15 protein-coding genes and 1 pseudogene are annotated in these 25505 nt (G+C 70.1%); 8 read left to right on the top strand and 8 right to left on the bottom strand.

Going from position 1 to position 25505, the window contains the following annotated elements; translation table 11 throughout:
• Positions 1-83: 83 nt before the first annotated feature.
• The 3 genes from ACI2LP_RS30015 to ACI2LP_RS30005 all read left to right on the top strand — a co-directional run bounded on the left by ACI2LP_RS30015 (position 84) and on the right by ACI2LP_RS30005 (position 3427).
• Entirely contained in the window at positions 84-2036 is a 1953-nt protein-coding gene (locus tag ACI2LP_RS30015; RefSeq protein ID WP_404727669.1) for a hypothetical protein, read from the top strand.
• A gap of 151 nt (positions 2037-2187) precedes the next feature.
• On the top strand, positions 2188-2898 hold the full coding sequence (locus ACI2LP_RS30010) for a TetR/AcrR family transcriptional regulator (protein WP_404727668.1): 711 nt from the start codon (positions 2188-2190) through the stop codon (positions 2896-2898).
• 19 nt (positions 2899-2917) lie between these two features.
• Positions 2918-3427 (top strand): GNAT family N-acetyltransferase, encoded by a 510-nt coding sequence (locus ACI2LP_RS30005; protein WP_404727667.1) that lies wholly within the window; start codon positions 2918-2920, stop codon positions 3425-3427.
• Positions 3428-3493: 66 nt separating this feature from the next.
• Here the strand turns inward: ACI2LP_RS30005 and pulA are convergent, their stop codons facing one another.
• The 7 genes and pseudogenes from pulA to ACI2LP_RS29970 form a co-directional block, all read right to left on the bottom strand.
• Positions 3494-8800: a pullulanase-type alpha-1,6-glucosidase gene (pulA, locus tag ACI2LP_RS30000; protein WP_404727666.1), complete on the bottom strand. Its 5307-nt coding sequence runs from the start codon at positions 8798-8800 to the stop codon at positions 3494-3496.
• Positions 8801-9114: 314 nt separating this feature from the next.
• Positions 9115-10497: pseudogene (locus ACI2LP_RS29995) on the bottom strand (alpha-amylase family protein); the annotation flags it as partial.
• A 351-nt stretch (positions 10498-10848) separates the two neighbouring features.
• Entirely contained in the window at positions 10849-11919 is a 1071-nt protein-coding gene (locus ACI2LP_RS29990) for a LacI family DNA-binding transcriptional regulator (RefSeq protein WP_404727665.1), read from the bottom strand.
• Entirely contained in the window at positions 11904-13571 is a 1668-nt protein-coding gene (locus ACI2LP_RS29985; protein ID WP_404727664.1) for a glycoside hydrolase family 13 protein, read from the bottom strand. The genes ACI2LP_RS29990 and ACI2LP_RS29985 overlap by 16 nt, the downstream gene beginning before the upstream one ends.
• A gap of 98 nt (positions 13572-13669) precedes the next feature.
• Positions 13670-14596: a sugar ABC transporter permease gene (locus ACI2LP_RS29980; protein ID WP_404727663.1), complete on the bottom strand. Its 927-nt coding sequence runs from the start codon at positions 14594-14596 to the stop codon at positions 13670-13672.
• Positions 14597-14658: 62 nt separating this feature from the next.
• On the bottom strand, positions 14659-15657 hold the full coding sequence (locus tag ACI2LP_RS29975; protein WP_404727662.1) for a carbohydrate ABC transporter permease: 999 nt from the start codon (positions 15655-15657) through the stop codon (positions 14659-14661).
• A 143-nt stretch (positions 15658-15800) separates the two neighbouring features.
• Positions 15801-17072: an extracellular solute-binding protein gene (locus tag ACI2LP_RS29970; RefSeq protein ID WP_404727661.1), complete on the bottom strand. Its 1272-nt coding sequence runs from the start codon at positions 17070-17072 to the stop codon at positions 15801-15803.
• Between the two features lie 365 nt (positions 17073-17437).
• Here ACI2LP_RS29970 and ACI2LP_RS29965 point away from each other — a divergent pair, with 365 nt between their 5' ends.
• The 3 genes from ACI2LP_RS29965 to ACI2LP_RS29955 all read left to right on the top strand — a co-directional run bounded on the left by ACI2LP_RS29965 (position 17438) and on the right by ACI2LP_RS29955 (position 21127).
• Positions 17438-19075 carry a glycoside hydrolase family 13 protein gene (locus ACI2LP_RS29965; protein ID WP_404727660.1) on the top strand — a complete coding sequence of 546 codons (1638 nt, stop codon included), beginning with the start codon at positions 17438-17440 and terminating at the stop codon, positions 19073-19075.
• 25 nt (positions 19076-19100) lie between these two features.
• Positions 19101-20156 (top strand): LacI family DNA-binding transcriptional regulator, encoded by a 1056-nt coding sequence (locus ACI2LP_RS29960; protein ID WP_404727659.1) that lies wholly within the window; start codon positions 19101-19103, stop codon positions 20154-20156.
• A 74-nt stretch (positions 20157-20230) separates the two neighbouring features.
• Positions 20231-21127 carry a phosphatase PAP2 family protein gene (locus tag ACI2LP_RS29955; protein ID WP_404727658.1) on the top strand — a complete coding sequence of 299 codons (897 nt, stop codon included), beginning with the start codon at positions 20231-20233 and terminating at the stop codon, positions 21125-21127.
• 32 nt (positions 21128-21159) lie between these two features.
• On the opposite strand, the gene ACI2LP_RS29950 is transcribed toward ACI2LP_RS29955, so the two are convergent.
• Positions 21160-24147, bottom strand: coding sequence for a bifunctional [glutamine synthetase] adenylyltransferase/[glutamine synthetase]-adenylyl-L-tyrosine phosphorylase (locus ACI2LP_RS29950; protein WP_404727657.1), 2988 nt, complete (start codon positions 24145-24147; stop codon positions 21160-21162).
• Positions 24148-24383: 236 nt separating this feature from the next.
• Here ACI2LP_RS29950 and ACI2LP_RS29945 point away from each other — a divergent pair, with 236 nt between their 5' ends.
• Together ACI2LP_RS29945 and ACI2LP_RS29940 are read left to right on the top strand one after the other, a co-directional pair.
• Positions 24384-24905 carry a pyridoxamine 5'-phosphate oxidase family protein gene (locus tag ACI2LP_RS29945; protein ID WP_404727656.1) on the top strand — a complete coding sequence of 174 codons (522 nt, stop codon included), beginning with the start codon at positions 24384-24386 and terminating at the stop codon, positions 24903-24905.
• Between the two features lie 68 nt (positions 24906-24973).
• Complete coding sequence (locus ACI2LP_RS29940) at positions 24974-25405, top strand: VOC family protein (protein WP_404727655.1); 432 nt, start codon at positions 24974-24976, stop codon at positions 25403-25405.
• The last annotated feature ends 100 nt before the right edge of the window (positions 25406-25505 follow it).

Below are 25505 nucleotides of genomic sequence, written 5' to 3'. Positions count from 1 at the left end.
CAGATGGCGTCAACGGCGCACGTGCCACGCCCCGATCGGGGGGCGGCGGGTGACCATAGGACCATTCGCTCGTTCTGCTGAACGTGCGCTCACAGGATGTCGTCTCCACCCCCGCTCCGGCTCCCGCCTCCGCCCCTGTCGCCCTCGAACAGGCCGAGGCAGCCCTCGTCGAGCACTACCCCCGGCTCGTGCGGATCGCCTATCTCGTACTGCCCCCGACCCTCGGCCGCAACCGCCGTGTGCTGACCGCGCACGCCCTCGCGCAGCGCTCGCTGCCGCGCGGCCGCACCGCCCCCGCGGGGGCCCGGGACGCCGACTCCGCGATCCCCGGCTCCCGCCGCGGGCAGGGCGACGCCGACCCCGGATACACCTATGTACGGGGGCGGGTGCTCCGCCAGGCCCTGGACGCCGGCCTTCCGCTGAAGCGGTTCGCCCGGCCGAAACGCGCCCAGCTCCCGCCGCTGCTGCCTCATGTCTGGGGCCTGCGTGTCTTCCCGCGCTCCGGCGGTGCCGACGAACTCGCCCTGGACCAGCGGCTCTCCGCGCTGTCCGGGCCCGCCAGGGCGGCGTATGTGCTGCGTGGCCTGGAGGGTCTGTCCGACGGCGAGGTACGCCACGAGCTCACCGCCGCCAACGTGGCGGACCCGCATGCGGCACTGGCGGAGGCGGGCGAGGTGCCGCCGCAGTACGAGCTTCTGGAGTCGCCCGAGTTCGACCCGTGCTCGCTGCAGGCGCGCCCCACCGATCTGATGCGCCGCCGCCAGCACGCCAAGGCGGCTCTGGTGGCGGTCGCGGCGCTCGCGGTGTGCGGCGCGCTGCTCGGGCTGCCGGGCGACGGCTGGGGCCCGGACGGCGCGGCCGCGCCGCCGTACGCGCGCAACCCCGCGGCCGAATCGGCCCTCGACCCGGCCACATTGACGCGGGTCTCCCCCACGGCCTGGCAGAGCTCGTCCCGTACCGACTTCTCCGTCTGGCCGACCCGGGGCTCCCTCACCGACGACACCGACCTGCTGCACCGCGCGCTCGCCGTCTGGGCCAGACCCGGCAGCACTGTCCAGGTCTCCGCCACCCCCGGCACACCACCGGGACCACCGATGGGCTCGCCCCAGCTGCTGTACGCGGGCGACGTCGACCAGGCCCGTGTGGTGCTCCTCCACGACGGACTGCGGGTCGTCCGCTATGCCGAGCCGAAGGACGGCACCGGCGGTGTGGCGCTCGACTTCGCGCGTACGGACGGCGCGGACGCCACCTCGTCGGCCGCGCTGGTGGCGGGCCGCACCAGCGGCAATGTCCGCTATCTGACCGCGCCCTGGGTGCGCAGGGCCTCCGTACGGGACCTGCTCGACCCGGCGGCCGACGCCCGGCCGCTGACGCGTGACGCGGACGGGCTGACCGGCCCGCTGCCGAGCCCGGCGCAGGCGCGGGACTGCCGGGCCTGGGACGTGCTCGAGCTGCGCGACGGACCGGCCGACCGGCTGCTCACCGACCTCGGCGAACTGACCCCGGCCCGGCTCACCTCGGGTCCGCCGTCCGCCCCGCGGGACGTCACCGGCCGGGCGGCCCGCGCCTCGTGGGCCCGTACGGCCTGCCTGCTGCCCGGGGTCCGGGCGCACGGGGTGCGCAGCGTCAACTCCTGGCAGTACGCACGCCAGGCTCTTCCCGAGTCGAACGGCATCGCGGCCTGGCTGTGCACGCGCGCGGAGACCTGGCGGGGCACCGGGAGCCGGGTCATGGCCCAGTTCCAGGCCCCGGTCGCGCAGGCGGGCGCGCCCGCCGCGATCGCGGCGCGGGCCGAGGACTCGCCCGCCTGCGGGGTGCGGGACCCGAAGGTGCTGGCGGGCGTGGTGTGGAAGTCGCAGTCGGGCCGGTGGTACGTACTCGCGGCGGGCAGCGAGCAGTTCACCTCGCTGGCCACGTCGGGCGGGGTCGACGGCAGCGCGAACGGACATCTGCTGGCGGTACGGACACAGAAGGGCGCACAGGCGGAGCTGAACGGGCGCTTGGGGGACGGGAGTCGGGTGGGCGCATTGCACTGAGCCGTGCGTGGTGGGGCGTTCGGCCTCACCACGGCCCGGTGTGTAGGCGCGGGCGTCGCGCGCCGCCGAAGCGGAAGGCTGGTTTTCGCCTGTAGATGGCCTGTGGAGCACCTGTGGAAAATGCGCGCGGGTCACTCGGTAGGCTGTTCGCATGACGACCGGGGTACGCCGACGTATGGGCGTCGAGGAGCGCAGGCAGCAGCTGATCGGAGTGGCGCTGGAGCTGTTCAGCCACCGATCCCCCGACGATGTGTCGATCGACGAGATAGCGGCGGCCGCGGGTATCTCGCGGCCGCTCGTCTACCACTACTTCCCCGGCAAGCAGAGCCTGTACGAGGCGGCACTGCGACGGGCGGCCGAAGAGCTGGCCGGACGGTTCATGGAACCGTCGGAAGGACCGCTCGGGGCGCGGCTGCTGCGGGTCATGGGCCGGTTCTTCGACTTCGTGGACCACCACGGGCCCGGGTTCTCCGCGCTGATGCGCGGCGGACCCGCGGTCGGCTCTTCGACGACGAACGCGATGATCGACGAGGTCCGGCAGGTCGCGTACGAGCAGATCCTGGCCCATCTGCGGATCGAGACCCCGCCCGCCCGGCTGGAGTTGGTCGTCCGTTCCTGGGTGTCGCTCGCCGAGTCGACGGCGCTGATCTGGCTGGACGGGCGACGGGTCCCGCGCGCCGAGCTGGAGTTGCAGCTGGTGCACGACTTCGCGGCGTTGTGCGCGGTGAGTGCCGCGTACGACGAGGAGATGGCGGGCGTACTGCTGCACATCCTGGCGGACGAGCCGACCGAGGGACCGTTCGGCGATCTGGTCGGCCGGCTCATGTCTTTGGCGCCGGTACTGGTACGTGGGTCTGTATGACCCCGTCAATAATGCCGCAATGAAGATCATCTGTCGGCTCGCCGCCCACTCCGATGCGGAAACCCTTGTCGCCCTCTTCGACGGGGCCGCCCGCTGGATGCAGCTCAACGGCATCGCGCAGTGGAAACCCGGCGACAAGGACGCCGACCACTTCCGGCACTGGATCAAGGAGGGGGAGGTCTGGATCGCCGAGACCGGGGAGGGCGAGACCCTGGGGGCGTACGAACTGTGGTGGGAGGACCAGCCCGCCTGGGGGATCCAGCCTCCCGTGGCCGGGTATGTGCACCGCCTCATGATCGACCGGGACACGGCCCCGGAAGGCTTCGGCCGACTGCTGCTCGCACACGCCGAGCAGCGCATCGCCGATACCGGGCGCGAGTTCGTCCGGCTCGACTGCCTGTCGAACAATCCCGCGCTGCGGACCTACTACGAGGCCGCCGGCTACCGCGTCGCCGGCGAGGAACCCGGCAAGGTGGCCAAGGACGGCAGCCGTTATGGAGTCGTCCTGCTGGAGAAGCCCGTCAATTGAAACCCGTCAGGGACTTGCGGGGCGGCCCGATCCGCACGTGGCCCGCCCCGCCGACTCGTCCGGGGGTCAGCCTCGGGTGAAGACGCCGACGGTCCGCGCCGGCACGGTGAAGCTGCCCGAATTTTCCTCGTATGACGCCGACTTGGCGACGGAGTCCGCGCCCGCCGCCTGGACGGGATGCAGCGCGTACGGCTTCCCCGTGAGCGCGGGAATCTTCTGCGTCTGCTGCTCCGGTGTCGCGTTGAAGACCACCACCAGGTCGCCGAGGGCCATGGTGATCACGCCCGGGGTCTCGTCCTTGCCCGAGAGCGGGAAGGAGACCGTGGACTGCACCTCGCCCGCGGACGCCAGGCTGAAGGCCTTCTCGGTGCTGCGGATGGTGAGCAGGTCCCGGTACGCGGCCGAGGCGCCCTCGATCTGCCCGCATCCCACCGCGAGCGACGTGGCCGTCAACAGCGGTTTGGCGAACGGCCACTTCGCCTTGTTGTCGGCCTCCGGCGGCAGCCCGCGCCCGAAGCCGTTGCCGTCCCGGCAGTCCCAGTGGATCGCGTTGAACCAGTCCCCGCTGTCGTAGGAATTGCGGTCCAGCGACTTGGAGCGCAGCAGATCCGAACCGGCCTGGGAGAGCGCGGGCCCCTGGGAGAGCGCCGCGGTCGCCATCGCGAGCACCTGCATCCGCGCCCGGTCCGCCGGTGAGGTGGCAGCGGGCAGTTTGAAGGCGAGGGCGTCGTACAGGGACTCGTTGTCGTGGGCGTCCGCGTAGGCGAGCGCGTCGCCGGGGGCGGCCGCGTACCCGGCGGGGGCGCCGTTGTAGTCGACCTCGGAGCCCTTGACGCTGCGGCCGGAGCTGTCGGTGAAGGTGTACGCGGCGAGATTGCCGGTGAGACCGACCTTGATCAGGTCCTGGTAGTGCAGGAGGCGGGCCTTCTGCTCGGCGGGAGTGCCGTTCGCCGCGGAGGAATTGGGGTCGGTGAACAGGCCGGAGGCGAAGCCCTGGATGCCGGGATCCCCGTCGAAGGGGCCGCCGCCGCGGACTGCGTCACGGGCCCGGTCGGAGAAGGTCGCAATGCCCGTCCCGGCCATGTTCTTCTGGGTTGCCTGGACGAAGCGGGCGTCGTCCGCGATCTCGCCGAAGTTCCAGCCCTCCCCGTACAGGATGATCTTCTTGCCGTCGACGCCGTCGCGCTTGGGGGTCAGGGCGTCGAGGGCCCCCCGGACCGCAAGGATGTTGGCCTTCGGGTGGTGGCCCATCAGGTCGAAGCGGAAGCCGTCGACCTTGTACTCCTTCGCCCAGGTGACGATCGAGTCGACGACGAGCTTGCCCATCATGGCGTGCTCGGGAGCGGTGTTCGCACAGCAGGTGGAGGTGGCGACGGTGCCGTCCGCGAGCAGCCGCTGGTAATAGCCGGGCACGATCTTGTCGAGTACGGACGTGTCGGCCTGCCCGCTCGCCACGGTGTGGTTGTAGACGACGTCCATGACGGTGCGCAGGCCACTGGAGTTCAGGCCCTGGACCATCTGCCGGAACTCGACCGTGCGCCTGGTGCCTTCGGGGTCGGAGGCGTACGAGCCCTCGGGCACGGTGTAGTGCAGCGGGTCGTAGCCCCAGTTGTAGGCGTCCTTGGCGGCGGCCTTGGCGATGCACGCCTGCTGCTCGTCGGAGTCGGGCGCGTACACCAACAGGTCGCAGGCGGGCGTGGCCTGGTCGGACTTCCTCTCCGGGACGGTGCCGATGTCGAAGGCCGGCAGGAGATGGACGTAGGAGGTGCCGGATGCGGCGAGCGACGCCAGATGCTTCATCCCGGCCGAATCGCGGTCGGTGAAGGCCAGATACTGCCCGGGGTGCTTCGACGTCCGGTCAGCGACCGAGAAGTCGCGGATGTGCAGCTCCTGGATCTGTGCGTCGCGCAGCGGGATTGCGGCCGGTTTCTTCAAGGCCGCCCAGCCGGCCGGGGCGAGCTTCGGGTCGGCCAGGTCGACGACCAGACTGCGGGCCGAGTCGGTGGTCAGGGCGGTGGAGTACGGGTCGGTGACCTTGTTGGTGACGATCTTCTGGACGCCGGGTGCCCAGACCTTCACCGCGTAGCGGTACGGCTTGCCCGCCCAGCTCCTCGGCCCGGTGACCGACCAGACGCCGGTCGACTCGTTCCGCCGCATCGGGACCGTCTTCCCGTCGAGTTCGAGGGAGACGGTTTGTGCCGTGGGGGCCCAGAGGGAGAGGGTCGGACGGCCGCGGTCGAAGACCGGCCCGAGCTTCGCGCTCGTCGCGTCGTACAGGTCGTCGAGGACGCCCGGGATCTGTACACCGGTGGCGGCGAGCAGCGCGCCGTTCGCCGCCCGCTGGGTCGCGATCAGCTGACCGCGCAGCGCGCCGCGCACCCGGTCCCGGTCGCGGGCGTCGACGGTGAAGGCCGGGTAGTCCCTCAGGTGCGGATACGTGGCCTTCTGCGCCTCGGTGAGCGCGGCGGGGCTGAGCCGCAGCCACTGCCCCTCGTCACTCAGCGCGCCGTCGACGACGGAGATCCCGCCGTCCTTCGCGTAGACGAGCTGCTGGCTGGTCGCGCCGGTCGTCTTCACCTTCCAGACGACGGTGTCCCGGTCGATCCACTGGGCCTCGGCCTTGGTGAGGTCGAGCGAGGGCGCGCCACCGGTCTGCGGCAGCAGGTACTTCGGCACTCCGGCCAGCAGCCAGACCTCGTTCGTGTACGTCGCGAGGTCCAGGGCTTGGTCGCTCGGCAGGTCCTTCTGGTCGCCCTTGTGGACGATGTAGCTGAGCGAGGTCGCGCCGGGCGCGAGCGGCACCTCGAAGGTCACTCCGTACGCGTCCTTCTTCACCGGCTGGAGCGGCTTGGACCAGTCGGTCGGGTCCTTGGCACCGGTCCAGGTGTGCAGACCCCAGCCGTCGTAGTCGCCGTCGGCCCGGTGGTAGTGGAGTACGGCCTTGGTCTTGTCCTGCGGCGGGTAGGCGCCGTCGGGTGCGGTGTCGCTCTGGCCGTCCTTGCCCTGGGCGATCCAGACCTCGCCGGTGCGGGCGAGGGTGACGCTCCGCTGCGGGCCGTCCGCCGTGCCGTTCTTCTCGACGGTGTACGGGACGGTCGCGGCGCCTTCGGGCACCTTGACCCAGGCGAACGCGCCGTACGCGTCACGGCCGGTCAACGCCGCCCGCTGGTCACCGGTCTTCAGCTGCCAGCCGTCGTAGTCGCCGTCCGGGCGCTGGTAGTGGACCACCGCGTAGTCGCGCTCGACGGCCACCGGTTTCTCGGGCGGCGGGGCCTGACCGGCGGTCGTCGATGCGAGGGCGCTTGCGGTGCGGCCCGCGCTATCCACCACAACTGCCTTGTAGCGCAGAGGCGTTCCGCCTGCCACCTTCGGGTCGATGTACTGGGTGACGCGGTAGGGGGCGTGGTCGGAGGAGCCGAGCGTGCGCCACCTGCCGTTGCCCGTCTGGGCGGCGAAGACGACACGGTTCAGTCGGCCGCGGGCCACGTCGGCGTTGATCTCGACGGTGCCGGTGGCGCCGGCGGCCGGGGCCCTGAGGCTGATCGTGGGCTTGACGGTGGGCTCGGGCAGCGGCGCGGTGGCCTGGAGCACGAGCGAGGAGAGCGCCGGGACGGTGACGGTGATCTTCCCGTCGGTGGCGCCGACCGTGCCCGAACCGCCGTAGAGCGTACGGAAGTCGGTGGCGTCGGCCGGGATCGACACCTTCTTCGCGGTGTCGGCGTTGTTGACGGCGACGACGTATTCGGTGCGGGCCTTCGGGTCCGTACGGGAGAACGCGTACACGGAGTCGGCCGAGTACCGCTGCGTCTGGACGCCGTCGCGCAGCGCCGGGTGCTGCCGGGTGAGCTTGGACAGCTGAGCAATTGCCTTGTAGAGGGGGTGCTGTGTGTCGTACGCATCTGAGGCGTGTGTGCGGTCCGTGCCGAGCTGGTCGTCGTCGAGGTAGTCGGCGGTACTGGAGGCGAACAGGCTCTGCCGGGCGTCCTTGTCGCCGCCGGCGCCGGTGAAGCCCTGCTCGTCGCCGTAGTAGATCACCGGGTTGCCCCGCGAGAGGAGCATCAGCTCATTGGCGAGCCGGGCGCGCTTGACCAGTTCGGCGTCGTCGGCCTTGGGGTTGTCCTGCTTGAGGAAGCTGCCGATGCGGCCCATGTCGTGGTTGCCGAGGAAGGTCACCTGCTCATAGGCGTTGGCCTTGTCACTGGTGTAGCGGTAGTCGTCGGCAAAGACGCCCGCGAGCCCTGCGGCGGACGCGCTCTGCGAGGCGAAGGAGCGGGCCGCGCCCTGGAAGGGGAAGTCGAGGGTGGCGTCCAGCCGACCGCGCGTGACATACGGCGAGGTGATGGCCGGGTCCCCGGCGAACACCTCGCCGAACATGAAGAAGTCGTCGCGGCCGTGCTGTGCGGCGTACGCGTCGAGGGCGGTGGCCCACTGGGTCCAGAAGTCCATGTCGACATGCTTGACGGTGTCGATGCGGAAGCCGTCGATGTCGAAGTCGCGGACCCACTTCTCGTAGATCTGCTGCATGCCCTTGACCACTTCGGGGCGCTCGGTCCAGAGGTCGTCGAGGCTGGAGAAGTCGCCGTACTCGGAGCTCTCGCCGGCGAAGGTGGAGTCGCCGCGGTTGTGGTACATGGTGGGGTCGTTGAGCCACGCGGGGATTTTCGGCGCGGTGACCTTGGGCGTGTAAGGGAAGGAGTCCGCGTCGACCTTCCTGACGCCGTCGCGGTCGTCGAAGGGGCGGCCGTCCTTGTCGAGATAGGGGTAGGCGCCCTTGGGCCGGTATCCGTACGCCTTCTCGGCGTAGTCGACGGTATCGGCCGTGTGGTTGGTGATGACGTCGAAGAAGACCTTCATGCCCTTGGAGTGGGCCTTGTCGATCAGTTTCGCCAGATCGGCGTTGGTGCCGAAGTGGGGGTCGACCTGGGTGAAGTCGGTGATCCAGTACCCGTGGTAGGCGGCCGACGCGTCCTTGCCGGTGCCCTGGACGGGCCGGTTCTTGAAGATGGGCGCCATCCAGATGGCGGTGGTGCCGAGGCCCTTGATGTAGTCGAGCTTCTGGGTGAGCCCCTTGAGGTCGCCGCCCTGGTAGAAGCCCTTGTCGGTGGGGTCGTATCCGGTCTCGAGGCGCGAACCGGAAAGGCCGCCGCGGTCGTTTTTGGTGTCGCCGTTCGCGAACCGGTCGGGCAGCACGAAGTAGAACTGCTCCCGCGTCAGGTCATGCCGCGCGGGTTCGGCGGCGAGCGCCTTGTCGGAGGGCGGTGCGGGCGGTCTGGGGGTGCCGGCGGCCGGCCCGGCGGATATGAGCGCCGCGAGGAGGGCGGCGGCGGTGCCTATGGCGGTGCCGGCCGCGCTGACGCGGGGGGTGGTGGTCACCGGTTGGTTCTCCTTGGGTGGGGCGGAGGTGGTTGGTGTCGGGGGGCGGGGTGCGGGTCGCCTGCGGCGGGCTTTGCCCCCACCCCGCCCTCCCCTTACGGCCTGGCGGCCGTGGGAGGTACCCCCCTCCCGTAACTGGGGGCAAGCCCCCAGACCCCGTACGGGCTGAAATTCAGCCCCTCCGGCGATTGAGGAGCGGGGTTCGGGGCGGAGCCCCGACAACGGCCCGGGCAAATCAAGCCCCGTGGGCGTCCCCCCGGACGAAGTCCGGGGGGAGGCGCGGGGTCCGGGGGGGGAGCCCCGGTTCGAAGTCAGGCGCAGCCGCGGGCGTTCACATGCAGCGCCACCGCCGTGTTCGCGCCGAGTGTCGCCGTGAACTGGCCCGCGCCGTTCACCGTCACGCCCCTGCCCGACTGCACGTCGCAGTAGCCGCCCGCCGGCAGCGACGTCTGGAAGGTGCGGGTCAGTGACCACCCCTCGTGGTTGATCGCGACGTACGCCTTCGAGCCCCGCCCGAACGCGATCTGGTCGCCGCCGTTGTCCCACCAGTTCACGACGCCCTGACCGCGCGCCGTGTTCCGGAAGGCCACCATGGACGCGATCTCGCGCCAGGCGTGCTGGCACTTCCAGCCGTCGGCGTAACAGGCGTTCACGGTGCCACCGTTCGGCGGTCCGGCGTCCTTGTCGGTCCACTCGTAGCCGGAGTGGACGTCCGGCGACCCGTACGGCCACGCCAGCATGAAGACATTCGCCAGCGTGTAGTTCGCGCCGTCCTTGTAGTTGAGGGTGTCCCCGCCGCGCTCGGTGTCGTGGTTGTCGACGAAGACCGACGACTTCCCCGACTCCATGTACGCCCACCCCTCGCCGTAGTTCTTCAGATACGCGAGGTTCTCGTTGTTGAAGACGCGCTTGAGGTCGCGGGCGTACCGGAACTCCTGGACGTCGCCGTTCCCCAGGTACTCACTGGGCGACACCGCCTCGCCCGCGCCGTAGATCGCCTCCTGCTTCCAGTACACGCCCGGGTTGCTGAGCCTGGACTTGATGTTGGCGAGGTCGGCGGCCGGCATGTGCTTGGCGGCGTCGATGCGGAAGCCGTCGACGCCGAGCGAGAGCAGGTCGCTGAGGTACGCGGCGATCCGGCCCCGTACGTAGTCCTCACCGGTGTCCAGATCGGCGAGCCCGACGAGCTCGCAGTTCTGGACATTGGCGCGGTCGGTGTAGTTGGTGATGTTCGACCGGCAGTCGTCCATGTCGGCGCCGGAGTAGATCCCCGGGTAGCCGTACTTCGTATACGACGAGCCTCCGGTGCCGGTCCCGTCCGCCGAGGCCATGTGGTTGATCACCGAGTCGGCGACGACCTTGACGCCCGCCGCGTGGCAGGTGCTCACCATGCTGCTGAACGCGGCACGGTCGCCGAGCCGTCCGGCGATCTTGTAGCTGACGGGCTGGTACGAGGTCCACCACTGGGGGCCCTGGACGTGCTCCTGGGGCGGGGATACCTGGACATAGCCGTAGCCGGCGGGGCCCAGGGTGTCGGTGCACGCCTTGGCGACCGACGAGAACTTCCACTCGAAAAGGACGGCCGTGACGTCCTTGTCCCCCGGCGGGGCCGCCTGTGCGGGGCCCACCGGTGCAATCACACTCACCGCGGCGCCCGCCACAAGGGCGAGCGCCGCGGCAAGAGGTCTGCCGGCCATGTTTCCTCCTGCATGGGGGGAGGTGCGGGTGACGGTGCAGCCTTGTCCGGCAACGCGCCGTGCCCGTAAGGCCTTTGATGGTTCCGATGATGCCTGCTGCGCCACTTGACGGTTCTTGCTGCAAGAACGCAGAAAGTTATTGCGGTCGCGACCGTACGAGCCACCCCGGCCCAGGGTCAACCCTTTGGACACACTCTCGTCGCGCCGCAGAAATCTTGCCGTTTCCCAACTGCAAGACCTTTCGCAAGGTTTGCAGTGGTGTTACGTTCAACCATGACTCCGGGCCGGCCGGCCGGGGGCCCGGCAGGTCCGGGCCCCACGCGCCCGGCCGGCCGGTCCGGTCACGCGCTCCTACCGGCGTGCCTGCGCGGTGGTGCCCCGGACCACGAGTTCGGGCTGGAACACATATTCCGTGCTCTGTACGGGACTTCCCTGCAGCTCCTCCAGCAGCGCGCCGACCGCCGCGGCCGCCATCGCCTTCACCGGCTGACGCAGCGTCGTCAGCGGCGGATCCGTGAACGCCACCAGCTGCGAGTCGTCGAACCCGACCACCGAGAGGTCGTACGGCACGTCGAGGCCGCGCTCCCGGGCCGCCCGGATCACGCCGAGAGCCATCATGTCGCTGCCGCAGACGATGGCGGTGCACCCCTTGTCCAGCAGCGCACCGGCCGCCGCATGGCCACCCTCGACGCTGAACAGCGAGCGCTGCACCAGCTGTTCGGCCGCCGCGGCGGTGAAGCCCAGGACGGAGCGGAGACCGTCGGTGAAGCCCTCGGCCTTGCGGTGGGCCGGCACATAGCGCAGGGGGCCGATCGCGAGGCCGATCCGCTCGTGCCCAAGCTCGGCCAGATGGTGCACGGCCGTCCGCATCGCCGCCCGGTCGTCGCACGAGACGCACGGCGCGCTGATGTGCTCGCTGTAGCCGTTCATCAGGACGAACGGAACGCCCCGGTCCACGAGTTCGGCGTACCGGGTGTGATCGGCCGAGGTGTCGGAGTGCTGCCCGGACAGGAACACGATGCCGTTGACGCCGCTCTCCTGGAGCTGTTCGACCAGCTCGTCCTCGGTCGCGCCGCCCGGCAGCTGGGTGCAGAGCACCGGGGTGTAGCCGTGCCCGGCCAGGACCTGCTCGACGGCCTGGGCGAAGGCGGGGAAGATCGGGTTGGTGAGCTCTGGGGTCAGCAGGCCGATGAGGCCCGCGCTGCGCTGCCGCAGCCGTACGGGCCTCTCGTATCCGAGCACGTCGAGCGCCGCGAGCACCCGCTGACGGGTGCCGCTCGCCACCCCCGGTTTGCCGTTCATGACGCGGCTGGCGGTCGCCTCGCTGACCGACGCCTGGGCCGCGATGTCCGCGAGCCGCGGGGCGGCGCCGGACTGGACGGCGCCGACCCGCGACGGGGAGATCGTCACACCGTCCACCACACAGCGCTGTCCGCGGGCAGTTCGGCCTCGCCGTCCGCCTGATCCACGGCGCCGCTGGCCAGCAGGACACGGCCGGGGGCCGGTATCCGTACCGCCGCGTCCGTCGTGTTGACGGTGCACACGAAGCCGCCCGGTCGCCGGAGCGCGAGCACCCCCTCGGGGGCGTCCAGCCACTCGACCGCGTCGCCCGCGCCCAGCGCGGGGTGCTCACGCCGTGCCGCGAGGGCGCTGCGGTACAGCTCCAGGGTCGAGTCCGGGTCGCCGGTCTGGGCCTCGACACTGAGCCCGGCCCAGCTGTCCGGCTGGGGCAGCCAGCTGCCGCCCGCGCCGAAGCCGTAAGAAGTTCCCTCGGCGGTCCACGGGATCGGCACCCGGCAGCCGTCGCGGAAGCCGTCCTGCCCCTCGGTGCGGCCGAAGGCCGGGTCCTGGCGGACCTCGTCGGGCAGGTCGGTGACGTCGGGGAGTCCGAGCTCCTCGCCCTGGTAGAGGTAGGCGGAGCCGGGCAGTGCCAGCATCAGCAGGGTCGCGGCACGGGCCCGCCGCAGACCCAGTTCACGGTCGCCGGCCTCGCGGATCTGGGTGCCGGACGCCGGGCCCGCGAAGCGGGTGGCGTGCCGGGTCACATCGTGGTTGGAGAGCACCCAGGTGGCCGGGGCGCCGACGGGCCGCATGGCGTCCAGCGACGCGTCGATGACCCGGCGCAGCTCGGCCGCGTCCCACCGGGTGCCCAGGTACTGGAAGTTGAAGGCCTGGTGCAGCTCGTCGGGGCGCACATAGTTGGCGGTGCGCTCGACGGTGGGGGTCCACGCCTCGGCCACCGCGATACGGTCGCCCGGGTACTCGTCCAGGATCGTGCGCCAGGCGCGGTAGATCTCGTGGACACCGTCCTGGTCGAAGAACGGCATGACCTCGTTGCCCAGCAGCTTCAGCTGGTCGCTGCCGCCGATGTCGGGCAGACCCGCCGCCTTGACCAGGCCGTGGGCGACGTCGATCCGGAAGCCGTCGACGCCCATGTCGAGCCAGAAGCGCAGGATCGAGCGGAACTCGTCGGCGACGGCCGGGTTTTCCCAGTTGAAGTCGGGCTGCTCGGGGGCGAAGAGATGCAGGTACCAGTCGCCCGGTGTGCCGTCGGGGTTGCGTGTACGGGTCCAGGCGGGGCCGCCGAAGATGGACTCCCAGTCGTTGGGCGGCAGTTCACCGTCGGTGCCCTTGCCGGGACGGAAGTGGTAGCGGTCGCGCAGCGGGGATCCCGGGCCTTCCTTCAGCGCACGCTTGAACCATTCGTGGGCGTCGGAGGAGTGGTTGGGCACCAGGTCGACGATGATGCGCAGCCCGAGGTCGTGCGCGTCCCGGATCAGCGCGTCGGCGTCGAGGAGCGTGCCGAACATCGGGTCGATGGCCCGGTAGTCGGCGACGTCGTAGCCGGCGTCGGCCTGCGGCGATGCGTAGAAGGGGCTCAGCCACACGGCGTCGACGCCGAGTTCCCTGAGGTACGGCAGTCGGCTGCGGATGCCCGGAAGGTCGCCCATGCCGTCGCCGTTCCCGTCGGCGAAGCTGCGGGGGTACACCTGGTAGATGACGGCGTCTCTCCACCAGTCCGCGCGCGCCGCGGTCAGGTCGGTGTGATGGGCGTCAGCCAGGTACTGGGTCATTCTCGATCCCTCTGAGGCTCGGTGCAGCGATTCGGGCGAAACGTCAGGCAGCAGGGGCACCCGGCCGGTCAGGCAGCAGGGTGCCCCGGTTCGTGGGGTCAGGACTTGGCGGCGCCGGCGGTGAGGCCGGTGACCAGGTGGCGCTGGACCAGGTAGAAGAACAGCGACGCGGGGATGGCGATGAGCACGGAGGTCGCGGCCATCAGGTCCCACTGGGTGTCGTGCTCGCTGATGAAGGTGGTCAGGCCGATGGCGAGGGTGTACTTGTCGTCGCTGAGCATGAACACCGACGCATAGGCGACCTCGGCCCAGGCGGTGAGGAAGGTGTAGAACGCGGCCACCGCCAGGCCCGGCCGGGCGAGCGGCAGGATCAGCCGGTAGAAGGTGCCGAACGGAGTGAGTCCGTCGATCCGGCCGGCTTCGTCGATCTCCGCGGGGATGGTGTCGAAGTACCCCTTGAGCAGCCAGGCGCAGTACGGGATCGCCGTGGTGCAGTAGACCAGGATCAGGGCCCAGTAGGTGTCCAGCAGACCCAGGTTGGCCAGGATGTTGTACAGCGGCACCATGAGGATGGCGACCGGGAACATCTGGGTGACCAGGAAGGTCCACATCAGCTGGCGGTGGCCGGGGAAACGCATCCGGGAGACCGCGTAGCCGGAGCTGGCGGCGATGAAGACGCCGAGCAGGCAGGTGCCGAGCGCGACGATCAGCGAGTTGACGAACCACTGGAGGAACGACGTGTCGTTCAGGACCGTCGTGTAGTTCTCGAAGCTGATCTTGTCGGCGATCTTGCCGGGGTGGAGGAAGTCTGTCTTGTCCGGGCCGAGCGAGATCCAGGCGATCCAGCCGATCGGGAAGGCCGCGATGAAACTCGCGATGATCAGCACGGTGTGGATCAGCAGGGATGCGGAACGGGGACGCTCTCCGCGCTTCAGCTGCCGCTTGCTCGCAGGGCGCTTGCGGGGCGGGACGGCGGTAGGCGCCTCGGCCGCTCCCGCGACCGGGAGATCTGCTGTGGTGCTCATGGGGTTGGCTGCCCTCTCTTTCGTCATGGCTGGTGCTGTTGCTCGACGGCCGGGGGCGGCCGTCAGGCGGCCTTCTCGTTGCGGGCCAGCCAGCGCCGGTAGAAGGAGGCGAAGACGATGAGCATCGACAGGATGATGACGCCGTACGCGGCGGAGCCGGCGTAGTCGCGCGGGTCCTGTCCGAAGCCGAGGCGGTACGCCCAGGTGACGAGGATCTGGGCTTCGGTGCCCGAGTTGTTGCCGAACAGCAGGAAGATGACGACGAACTGGTTGAAGGTCCAGATGACGCCGAGCAGGACGACCGTGCTGCTGACCGAGCGCAGGCCTGGCAGTGTCACATACCGGAAGCGTTGCCAGGGAGTTGCGCCGTCCACCTCGGCGGCCTCGTAGAGCTCGGGCGGGATCGACTGCAGGCCGCCGAGGAGAGAGACCATCATGAAGGGGACGCCGACCCAGGTGTTGACCATGATGGCGGCGGTCTTCTGCCAGAAGGAATCGCTGAGCCAGGCCGGGGTGGGCAAGTGGGCCCATTCCAGAGCCATGTTGAGGACGCCGCCGTCGTCGGCGAGGATCAGCCGCCAGGCGAAGACGGTGACAAAGGTCGGCACCGCCCACGGCAGGATAAGGACCATCCGGTAGAAGGTGCGGCCGCGCATCTTGCGGTTCAGCAGCAGGGCGAGCCCCAGGCCGATCCCGTAGTGCAGGGTCACACAGACCATCGTCCAGACGATGGTCCAGGTGAAGTGGGGCCAGAACTGGTGGTCACCGCCGGAGAGGATCTCCGCGTAGTTGTCGAAGCCCACCCACGAGAAGCTGTCGGGGATCTTGTTGACGCCGATCGTCCGGCCGACGTTGCTGCTGTCGGCATCGGTCAGCGACAGGTAGATGCCGCGGCCCAGGGGGTAGAGCACCAGCACGCCGATGACCGCGACGACCGGGGCCACCATCGCCCAGGCATACCAATTCCGGTTGTACGACTGCCTGATACGGCTCATCGGCCCGGGGCGCGGTGCATTGCCACGCTGGGTCTTTCGGCTTCCGCCCTCGACGGCGACGGTCATCTTCGACACCTTTACGACAGATTCTTAACCGGGTGTACGGCGTGGTGGTACGGACCGCCCCGAACGGGGACGTGGCCGTACCACCACGGGCGGCCGTCCGTCCCGTCCCTGTGCGGGAGCGGTCCGGACGGCCGGTGGGTGCCTTAGGAGAAGTCCTTGAGCAGCTTCTTGTAGGACTCGGCGGTGGTGTCGAGACCCTTCTGGGTGCTCACCTTGCCCTGAAGGATCGCGGCGAGGTTGGTGCCGAGGTCGGCGAAGAGCGAGCTGTACTCGGGCAGTTCCGGACGGGGCCGGGCGGAGCCGGAGAGGATGCTCTGGAACTCGGCGATGCCCGGAGTGGCCTTGACCGCCGCGGTGTAGGCGGAGGTGCGGGTCGGCAGGGTGCCGTTCTTCAGCGCGATCTTGGCCTGGGTCTCACCCGAGGTCATGAAGCCGACGAACTTCTGGGCCGCGACCTGGTGCGCCTTGTCGGAGCCGGCGTAGACGGAGAGGTTGTGGCCACCGGTCGGGGCGCCGGCCTTGCCGGTGGAGCCGGCCGGGACGCCGGAGATGCCGAGGTTGGCCTTGTCCTTGAAGGCGGCGCCCTTGTAGATGTTCGTCAGCTCCCACGGGCCCTGGACGATCATCGCGACCTTGCCGGTGTTGAACGCGTCCATCATGTGGGCGTAGGAGTCGGCGGTCACATCGAGCTTGGCGACACCCGGCGAGGCGAGCAGAGCCTTGCTCACCTCGACGGCCTTGACGGCCTCGGGCGAGTTGACCGTGATCTTCTTCCCGGCGGCGTCGACCATGTCGGTGCCCTCGCCGAAGAGGTAGGGCAGCTCGAAGTAGGCGTCGGCGCGGAGCTGGAAGCCGTCGACTCCGGCCTTCTCCTTGACCGCCTTGGAGACCTTCTTGACCTCGTCCCAGGTGGTCGGCGCCTTGTCGAAGCCGGCCTTCTTCAGGATCTCCTTGTTCCACATCAGGCCGAGGGAGTCGGTGACGAACGGGGCACCGTAGGTCTTGCCCTGGTACTGGGCCTGCTTGAGCAGCGAGGGAGTGATGTCCCCGGTTTCCTTGAGCGCGTCCGTGCCGTCCAGCGGGGCCAGGAACTGCGACTTCGCCCACGAGGCGGTCCAGCCGACCTCGGCGCGGATGATGTCGGGAGCGCCCTTGCTGCCGGCCGCGGTCTGGAACTTGTTCTGCGCCTGGTCGAACGGGACGTTGACGTACTTGACCTTGATGTCCTTGTTCGCCTTCTCGAACTCGGCGATCATCGCCTTGTACGTCGGCGCCTCGTTCGTCGCGTTGGACGTGTCCCACCAGGTGAGGGTGACCGGGCCGGCGGCCTTGTCGCCGCTGTCGCCCCCACCGCACGCCGTCGCTGCCAGTGCCAGTGCCGCTACCAGCGCGGTGGCCGCTATGCCACGCCGCATGTGAACTCCTTCAGAGATGCCCGAGATGGCGGAGGCGACCAGGCCCCCTGCCGACCGCTCCCTCGCGGCGCCGGGTTCGGCAGGAACGTAACAAGGATGAAAGAGAGCCGAAAGACCTTGCGGCAATTTTCTGCAAGAGCGGGGGATCGTTACATCCACGTGTCCTGAGGGTTGCCATTGCATCGCTTGACGGCGGCCCACTTGCGCTACTCAGGGCACTTCACAGAGGGCTGCAAAGACCTTCGCAAGCCCTTGCAGAGACTGTATTTTGGTCCTCAGCACACCGTCACTACGCGCCCACACCCACGTTGACCTCGTTAGATGTACGTCCCCCCGCCCCGGACAGTAACGAGAGGGACCCCTTTATGACCCACGAGCTCGCTGCCGCCGTCGGCCTTCCGGCCCCCACGGCCGCCGAAGGGCCGCACCCTGCAAGCTCTTCCAGCGAGGGCCCGGGCTGGTGGCGCGATGCCGTCATCTACCAGGTGTACGTGCGCTCCTTCGCCGACAGCGACGGTGACGGCATCGGCGATCTGCGCGGGGCCACCCAGCGCCTGCCGTATCTCGCACAGCTGGGCATCGACGCCGTCTGGCTCACGCCCTTCTACGCCTCCCCGCAGGCCGACGGCGGCTACGACGTCGCCGACTACCGGGCCGTCGACCCGCTCTTCGGGGATCTCGCCGACGCGGACGATCTCGTACGCACCGCGCACGAGTTGGGCCTGAGGGTGATCGTGGACGTCGTCCCCAATCACACGTCGGACCAGCACCCGTGGTTCCGGGCCGCGCTCGCGGACCATACCGAGGGGGCGGACCGCGCGCGCTACCACTTCCGGCCCGGCAAGGGCCCGGCCGGCGAGCTGCCACCCAACGACTGGGAGTCGGTCTTCGGCGGCCCCGCCTGGACCCGGACACCGGACGGTGAGTGGTACCTCCATCTCTTCGCGCCGGAGCAGCCCGACCTCAACTGGGAGAACCAGGAGGTGCACGAGGAGTTCGACTCGGTGCTGCGTTTCTGGCTGGACCTCGGCGTCGACGGCTTCCGTATCGATGTCGCGCACGGCATGGTCAAGGCGGCCGGCCTGCCGGACATCGGCCACAAGGAACAGGCCAAGCTGATCGGCGCCCAGACACTGCCCTTCTTCGACCAGGACGGGGTGCACGAGATCCACCGCTCCTGGCGCAGGCTCCTCGACTCCTACCCCGGCGACCGGATCGGCGTCGCCGAGGCCTGGGCCCCCGGCCCGGACCGGCTCGCGCTGTACGTACGCCCCGACGAGCTGCACCAGGCCTTCAACTTCCAGTTTCTGCGGTGCCCTTGGGATCCCGAGACGATGCACAGCGTGATCGACGAGTCACTGGCAGCCACCGCCTCGGTGGGGGCGCCGACCACCTGGGTGCTCTCCAACCACGACGTGGTCCGCCACACCACCCGCTACGGCGGCGGCCGACAGGGGCTGCGCCGGGCCCGCGCGGCCGCGCTGCTCATGCTGGCGCTGCCCGGTTCGACGTACATCTACCAGGGCGAGGAGCTCGGGCTGCCCGAGGTCGCCGACCTGCCGGACGAGGTGCGCCAGGACCCCGCCTTCTTCCGGGCGGCGGGGCAGGACGGCTTCCGCGACGGCTGCCGGGTGCCGATCCCGTGGTCGGGCCAGGAGCCGCCGTACGGCTTCGGACCCGGCACCAGCTGGCTGCCCCAGCCCCGCAGCTGGCGGGAGCTGTCCGTGGCCGCCCAGACCGGCGACCCGGATTCGACGCTCGAGCTCTACCGCTCGGCGCTGGCGCTGCGCCGTGCGCTGCCGGGCGGCCCGATGCGGTGGCTGCCGGGGCCCGAAGGGCTGCTCGCGCTGTCCCGCACGGGCCTGGTCTGCACCCTCAACACCACCGGATCGGAGATCGAACTGCCCCTGCCGGGACGACTGCTGATCTCCTCCGCGGCCATGGAGCCGGTGGGTGACACAGCCCGTATTCCCGGTGATTGCTGTGCGTGGTGGGCAATCTGACGTGCGACCGGTAAGGTCCAGTCCCGTGACCGCACGGCTTGCCGACATCGCAGCCCAGGCGGGGGTCAGCGAAGCCACAGTCAGCCGCGTGCTCAACGGCAAGCCCGGTGTGGCCGCGGCCACCCGCGAATCCGTACTCGCAGCGCTCGACGTGCTCGGATACGAGCGCCCCGTGCGGCTGAAGCAGCGCAGCGCCGGCCTGGTCGGCCTGATAACGCCGGAGCTCGACAACCCGATCTTCCCGGCGCTCGCCCAGGTCATCGGCCAGGCCCTGACCCGGCAGGGCTACACCCCGGTCCTCGCCACCCAGACCCCGGGCGGCTCCACCGAGGACGAGCTCACCGAAATGCTGGTGGACCGCGGGGTCTCCGGAATCATCTTCGTCTCGGGTCTGCACGCGGACACCACCGCCGACATGCAGCGCTACGACCAGCTGCGCGGACAGGGCGTCCCCTATGTCCTCCTGGGCGGCTTCTCCCCCAAGGTGAAGGCCCCCTTCGTCTCGCCCGACGACCGGGCCGCGATGCATCTCGCCGTGACCCATCTCGCCTCACTCGGCCACACCAGGATCGGCCTGGCGGTCGGCCCGAAGCGTTTCGTGCCCGTGCTGCGGAAGATCGAGGGCTTCCAGCAGGCCATGGAGGCCCGGCTCGGTCTCGCCCCCGAGGAGTCCGAGGAACTGATCCAGCACTCCCTCTACACCCTCGAAGGCGGCCAGGCCGCGGCGGGCGCCTTGATCGGGCTCGGGTGCACCGCGGTGGTGTGCGCGAGCGACATGATGGCGCTCGGCGCGATCCGGGCCGCGCGCGGGCGGGGCCTGAAGGTGCCGGGCGACGTCTCTGTGGTGGGCTTCGACGACTCTCCGCTCATAGCGTTCACGGACCCGCCGCTGACCACCATCCGGCAGCCGGTGCAGGCCATGGGACAGGCCGCTGTACGCACCCTCCTGGAGGAGATCGGCGGGACCCCCGCACCGCACAGCGAATTCGTCTTCATGCCGGAGCTGGTGGTACGGGGATCAACCGCTTCGGGGCCCGTACAGCGCCCCTCACCGGGACCCGGTGCAGACAGTCGTCCTTAGGGCGTAGACAATGCAAACAGGACCAGACCGAGGGATGATCGGTGTGGGACGCGAATCTGACAGACTCTCTCCCTATGGGCGAAGCGACCGTGAAGACACTGGAAGGCCGGACGGCTACCCCGTCACCCATGGTGGACGAAGCCGCCGCCGAAGTGCCGCCTGCGCGCACCCGGCTGCAGAAGCTGCGGTCGCCCCGCCGCCCGCGCATCTGGTTCGAAATCCTTCTGATCGCGGTGAGTTACTGGACATACTCACTGATCCGCAATGCGGTGCCGGAGCAGAAGGCACAGGCGCTGCGTAACGCGGACTGGATCTGGGACGTCGAGCACTCGCTGGGCCTGGCGGTGGAGCAGTCGGTCAATCACGCGATGAATTCCGTGACTTGGCTGATCGTGTCGATGAACTACTACTACGCCACACTGCACTTCGTCGTGACGATCGGTGTGCTGGTGTGGCTGTACCGTCGGCATCCCGGCCGCTATGCATCTGCCCGTCTTGTCCTTTTTGCCACTACGGGTGTGGCACTGGTCGGCTACTACCTGTATCCGCTCGCGCCGCCCCGGTTGATGAACGGCCACCGCTTCATCGACACGGTGCTGGTCCACCACACGTGGGGCTCGATGGCCTCGGGCAACCTGAAGAACATGTCCAACCAGTACGCGGCGATGCCGTCGATGCATATCGGCTGGTCGCTGTGGTGCGGACTGATCATCTTCGGGCTGGCGGCCACGCCGTGGGCGAAGATCCTCGGCCTCCTCTACCCGACGCTCACGCTCGTGGTCATCGTGGCCACGGCGAACCACTTCTGGCTGGACGCGGTCGGCGGCATGCTCTGCCTGGCCTTCGGTTTCGCCCTCTCCTACGCCTGGTACCGGCAGCTGCCGCACCAGCTGCCGCAGCTACCCGCGGTGGCCGAGGACGCGAGCCGCGCGCAGATCGCCCGCCGCCCGGTAAGCCTCTCGCGCCGCTAGGCCCTGTCCGGCCGATCTTGCCGGGGAGCGCGTCACGCCCCGTAGAACAGCTCCTCCACCACCGCCCGTGCCCTTCTCGTCACCCTCCGGTAGTCGTCCAGCATGTCCCCCACGTGCCCCGGCCCATAGCCCAAGTACCGGCCCACCGCCGCCAATTCCCTCCCGTCCGAGGGGAACGTGTCGCCCGGGCGGCCCCGCACCAGCATCACCCCGTTGCGCACCCGGGTCGCCAGGACCCACGCCTCGTCGAGGATCTGGGCGTCCTCCGTGGCGATCAGGCCGGCCGCATGCGCGGCGGCCAGGGCGAGCCGTGTACGGGTCGTCCGCAGGCCCGGCTCCGCCCAGCCGTGGCGCATCTGGAAAAGCTGCACCGTCCACTCGACGTCGCTCAGACCGCCCCGGCCCAGCTTCGTGTGGAGCGTGGGGTCCGCCCCGCGCGGCATGCGTTCGGACTCCATCCGGGCCTTCAGCCGGCGGATCTCCCGGACCGCGTCCTCCCCGAGCCCCTCCGCGGGATAGCGCAGCGGGTCGACCAGATCGATGAAGCGGCGCCCCAGCTCCTCGTCCCCCGCCATCGGCTCCGCCCGCAGCAGTGCCTGGCTCTCCCAGACCAGCGACCACCGGCGGTAGTACGCCTCGTAGGAGGCAAGCGTGCGGACCATCGGCCCGCTCTTGCCCTCCGGCCGCAGATCCGCGTCGATCAGCAGCGGCGGGTCGGTCGTCGGCAGCTGCAGCAGCCGACGCATCTCCGTGACGACCGTGTTCGCCGCCCGCGCCGCCTCCTGATCGTCCACTCCCTCCCGCGGCTCGTGGACGAAGAGCACATCCGCGTCGGAGCCGTAGCTCTGCTCGTGTCCCCCGAAGCGCCCCATGCCGATGACGGCGAACCGTGTCGGCAGTTCGTCGCCCCACTGTTCACGTACCGCCGCCCGCAGCGCGCCGGCGATCGTCGCCGCATTCAGGTCGGTGACCGCGTTCCCGACCCGGTCCACCAGGGCGCCGGGGTCCGCCTCGGCGGGACTGTCCTCGGTGCCGTACGAGCCGATCAGATCCGCCGCGGCGGTACGGAACAGCTCGCGGCGGCGCACCCCACGAGACACCGCGACCGCCACCTCCGCGGTCTCCGCGCGCCCCACCGCCGCCAGGATCTCCTGCTCCAGATGGTCCCGGCTGCGCGGCTTCAGACCCTCCGGATCGCCGAGCAGGGCGACCGCCTCGGGCGCCCGCAGCAGCAGGTCGGGCGCGAGCCGGCCGGCGGACAGCACCCGGGCCAGATTCTCCGCGGCCGCGCCCTCGTCCCGCAGCAGCCGCAGATACCAGGGCGTCTTGCCGAGCGCGTCGGACACCCTGCGAAAGCCCAGCAGACCGGCGTCCGGATCGGCCGAGTCCGCGAACCAGCCGAGCAGCACCGGCAGCAGGGTCCGCTGGATCGCCGCCTTCCTCGACACCCCGGACGAGAGCGCCTCCAGATGACGCAGAGCCGCCGCGGGATCCGCGTAACCGAGCGCCTCCAGACGCTCCCGCGCCGCCTCCGTGCTGAGCCGCGTCTCACCGGGGGCGAGCTGCGCGACGGCGTCGAGCAGCGGCCGGTAGAACAGCTTCTCGTGCAGCCGCCGCACCACCGAGGCGTGCCGCTTCCACTCCTTGTTGAGCTCGGCGACCGGGTCCGTACGCAGTCCGAGGGAGCGCCCCAGGCGGCGCAGATCGGCCTCGTCCTCCGGCACCAGATGCGTACGCCGCAGCCGGTACAGCTGGATCCGGTGCTCCATGGCGCGCAGGAAGCGGTACGCGGAGTCCATCTGCGCCGCGTCCGCACGCCCCACATAGCCGCCGGCCGCCAGCGCCCGCAGGGCCTCCAGGGTGCTGCCGCTGCGCAGCGTCGCGTCGCTGCGCCCGTGCACGAGCTGCAGCAGCTGTACGGCGAACTCGACGTCCCGCAGCCCGCCCGGGCCGAGCTTGAGCTCGCGCTCGATCTGGGCCGCGGGAATGTTGTCGACGACGCGGCGGCGCATCTTCTGTACGTCGGCGACGAAGTTCTCGCGTTCGGCGGCCTGCCAGACCAGCGGCTCGACGGCGCCGATGTAGTCCTCGCCGAGCGCGGGGTCACCGGCGACCGGCCGGGCCTTGAGCAGGGCCTGGAACTCCCAGGTCTTGGCCCAGCGCTGGTAGTAGGCGAGGTGGCTGGAGAGCGTGCGCACCAGTGGGCCGTTGCGTCCCTCGGGCCGCAGATTGGCGTCGACCGGCCAGATCGTGCCCTCGACCGTCGGCTCGGAGCAGATCCGCATCAGATGGGACGCCAGCCGGGTCGCGGCCTGCATGGCCTTGCTCTCGTCGGCGCCCTCCTCCGGCTCGCCGACGAAGATGACGTCCACGTCGGAGACATAGTTGAGCTCGTGGCCGCCGCACTTGCCCATGGCGATGACGGCGAGTCGGCACAGCGCGTCGTCGGCGGGGGCCGCGGCGCGGGCGATGGCGAGGGCGGCGCGCAGCGTGGCCGTGGCGAGGTCGGCCAGTTCGGCGGCGGCCTCGGCGACATCGGTCGTACCGCACACATCGCGCGCCGCTATGGACAGCAGGCACCGGCGGTAGGCGATCCGCAGCGACACCGGGTCGGTGGCGTCGGCGAGTCCGCGCTCGAACTCCGCGACGCCGGGGTGCAGATCGGTCGCCTCATAGGTGACGAGGGCCTGCCAGTCGCCCGGGTGGCGGGCCAGGTGATCGCCGAGCGCCTCGGACGCGCCGAGCACTCCGAGCAGCCGGTCGCGCAGCGGCTTGGCGGTGACAAGGGTGTCGAGAAGGCGGCGCCTGGCAGTCGGCTCCTGGGCCTCCACCAGCCGTACGAGACCGCGCAGCGCGAGGTCGGGATCGGCGACGGCGCCGAGCGCGTCGAGCAGGACCGGGTCGGACCGCACGGACGCCATCTCGGGGAGGCCGAGGAGCCGTTCGGCGACAGCGGGATCGGTGAAGCCGTGCCGCAGCAGGCGGGTGAACGTACTGCTCCTGCGCCCCGGCACCGTCATCCCGCCGTCTCCCGTCCTGCGATCAAGGTCCGGACTCGAGCTTAGGCGTATCCGCCCGCGGTGGACCCCGGTGATCCGCGCCCTTGCGGCGAGCGGGCGCCGATGGCATGACACTCACAATTTTGGGCCCGCCCGCCACGTGGGGCCACCCGTACCGGGCCCGGGGCGGACCGATGAGTACGGGGACCGGCCACGGTCTACACATTCGGTGAGCCCCGGATGGAGAGGACCCCGCCATGCCCGAACCAGTGCCCCAACCAGTGCCCGAGCTGGACCCCCGCTACAGCGACCCGAAAGCCACCGTCGGGGACTGGTCCCGGGCGGTCGGCCGTCTGAAGGCCGCCGAGCTCTTCTGGCTGTCGACCGTACGGCCCGACGGCCGCCCCCATGTCACCCCGCTGATCGCCGTGTGGCACGACGGCGGGCTGTACTTCTGCACCGGCGTCGAGGAGCGCAAGGCGAAGAACCTCCGCCAGAATCAGGAGGTGGTCCTCACCACGGGCGCGAACGCCCTGAACGAGGGCTACGACCTGGTGATCGAGGGCGAGGCGGTGCGCGTCACCGACGAGCCGCGGCTGCGCGCCATCTCCGCGGCGTATGTCCAGAAGTACGGCCCGGACTGGAAGTTCGAGGTCAACGAAGGCGGATTCATCAGCTCGGGCGGCCCCGACCTGGTATTCCGGGTGGCGCCGCGCACGGCATTCGGCTTTGCGAAGGGCGCTCCGTTCGGCCAGACCCGCTGGCAGTTCACGCAGTGAAGTTCAGTGGCATCCGTGCAACTCGGTGAAATCAGTGAACCAGCGAAATCAGTGAAGGAGCTCCGCCGATGGAACTGACTCTTGAAGTGATCATGGTCCCGGTCTCCGATCCCGACCGGTCGAAGAAGTTCTACGAGGAGGGCTGCGGCTTCAAGGCCGACCTCGACCAGGAAGTGGCCCCCGGCATCCGCATCATCCAGCTCACCCCGCCCGGCTCCCGCTGTTCGATCGCGATGGGCAGCGGCCTGCCGGGCAATCCGGACCAGCCCTCGATGCTCCCCGGCTCGCTCCAGGGCCTGCAACTGTGCACGACGGACATCGCGGCGACCCGAGAGGCGCTCGTCGAACGGTCGGTGGACGTGAGCGAGATCCAGCATGTGGGCAAGACGGGCTGGGAGCCCGGCCCCGGCGAGAGGTGGAACTCGTTCATGTTCTTCAAGGACCCGGACGGCAACGGCTGGATCGTCCAGGAGGCGCCGGCGCCGCTGTCTCAGCGCTGAGCGGGCGCGAGTTGTGGGGGGGCGCGCGGGGGGGGGCCCCGCCCCGCCCCCCGGTCTGTTGGCCTGGGGGCAATCCGCATGACGGACTTGACCCCTCTTC

Origin of the sequence: Streptomyces sp. NPDC019890, assembly GCF_044903445.1 — a bacterium.
Taxonomy (GTDB): Bacteria; Actinomycetota; Actinomycetes; order Streptomycetales; family Streptomycetaceae; genus Streptomyces.
This window is presented reverse-complemented; position numbering and strand designations above follow the sequence as displayed.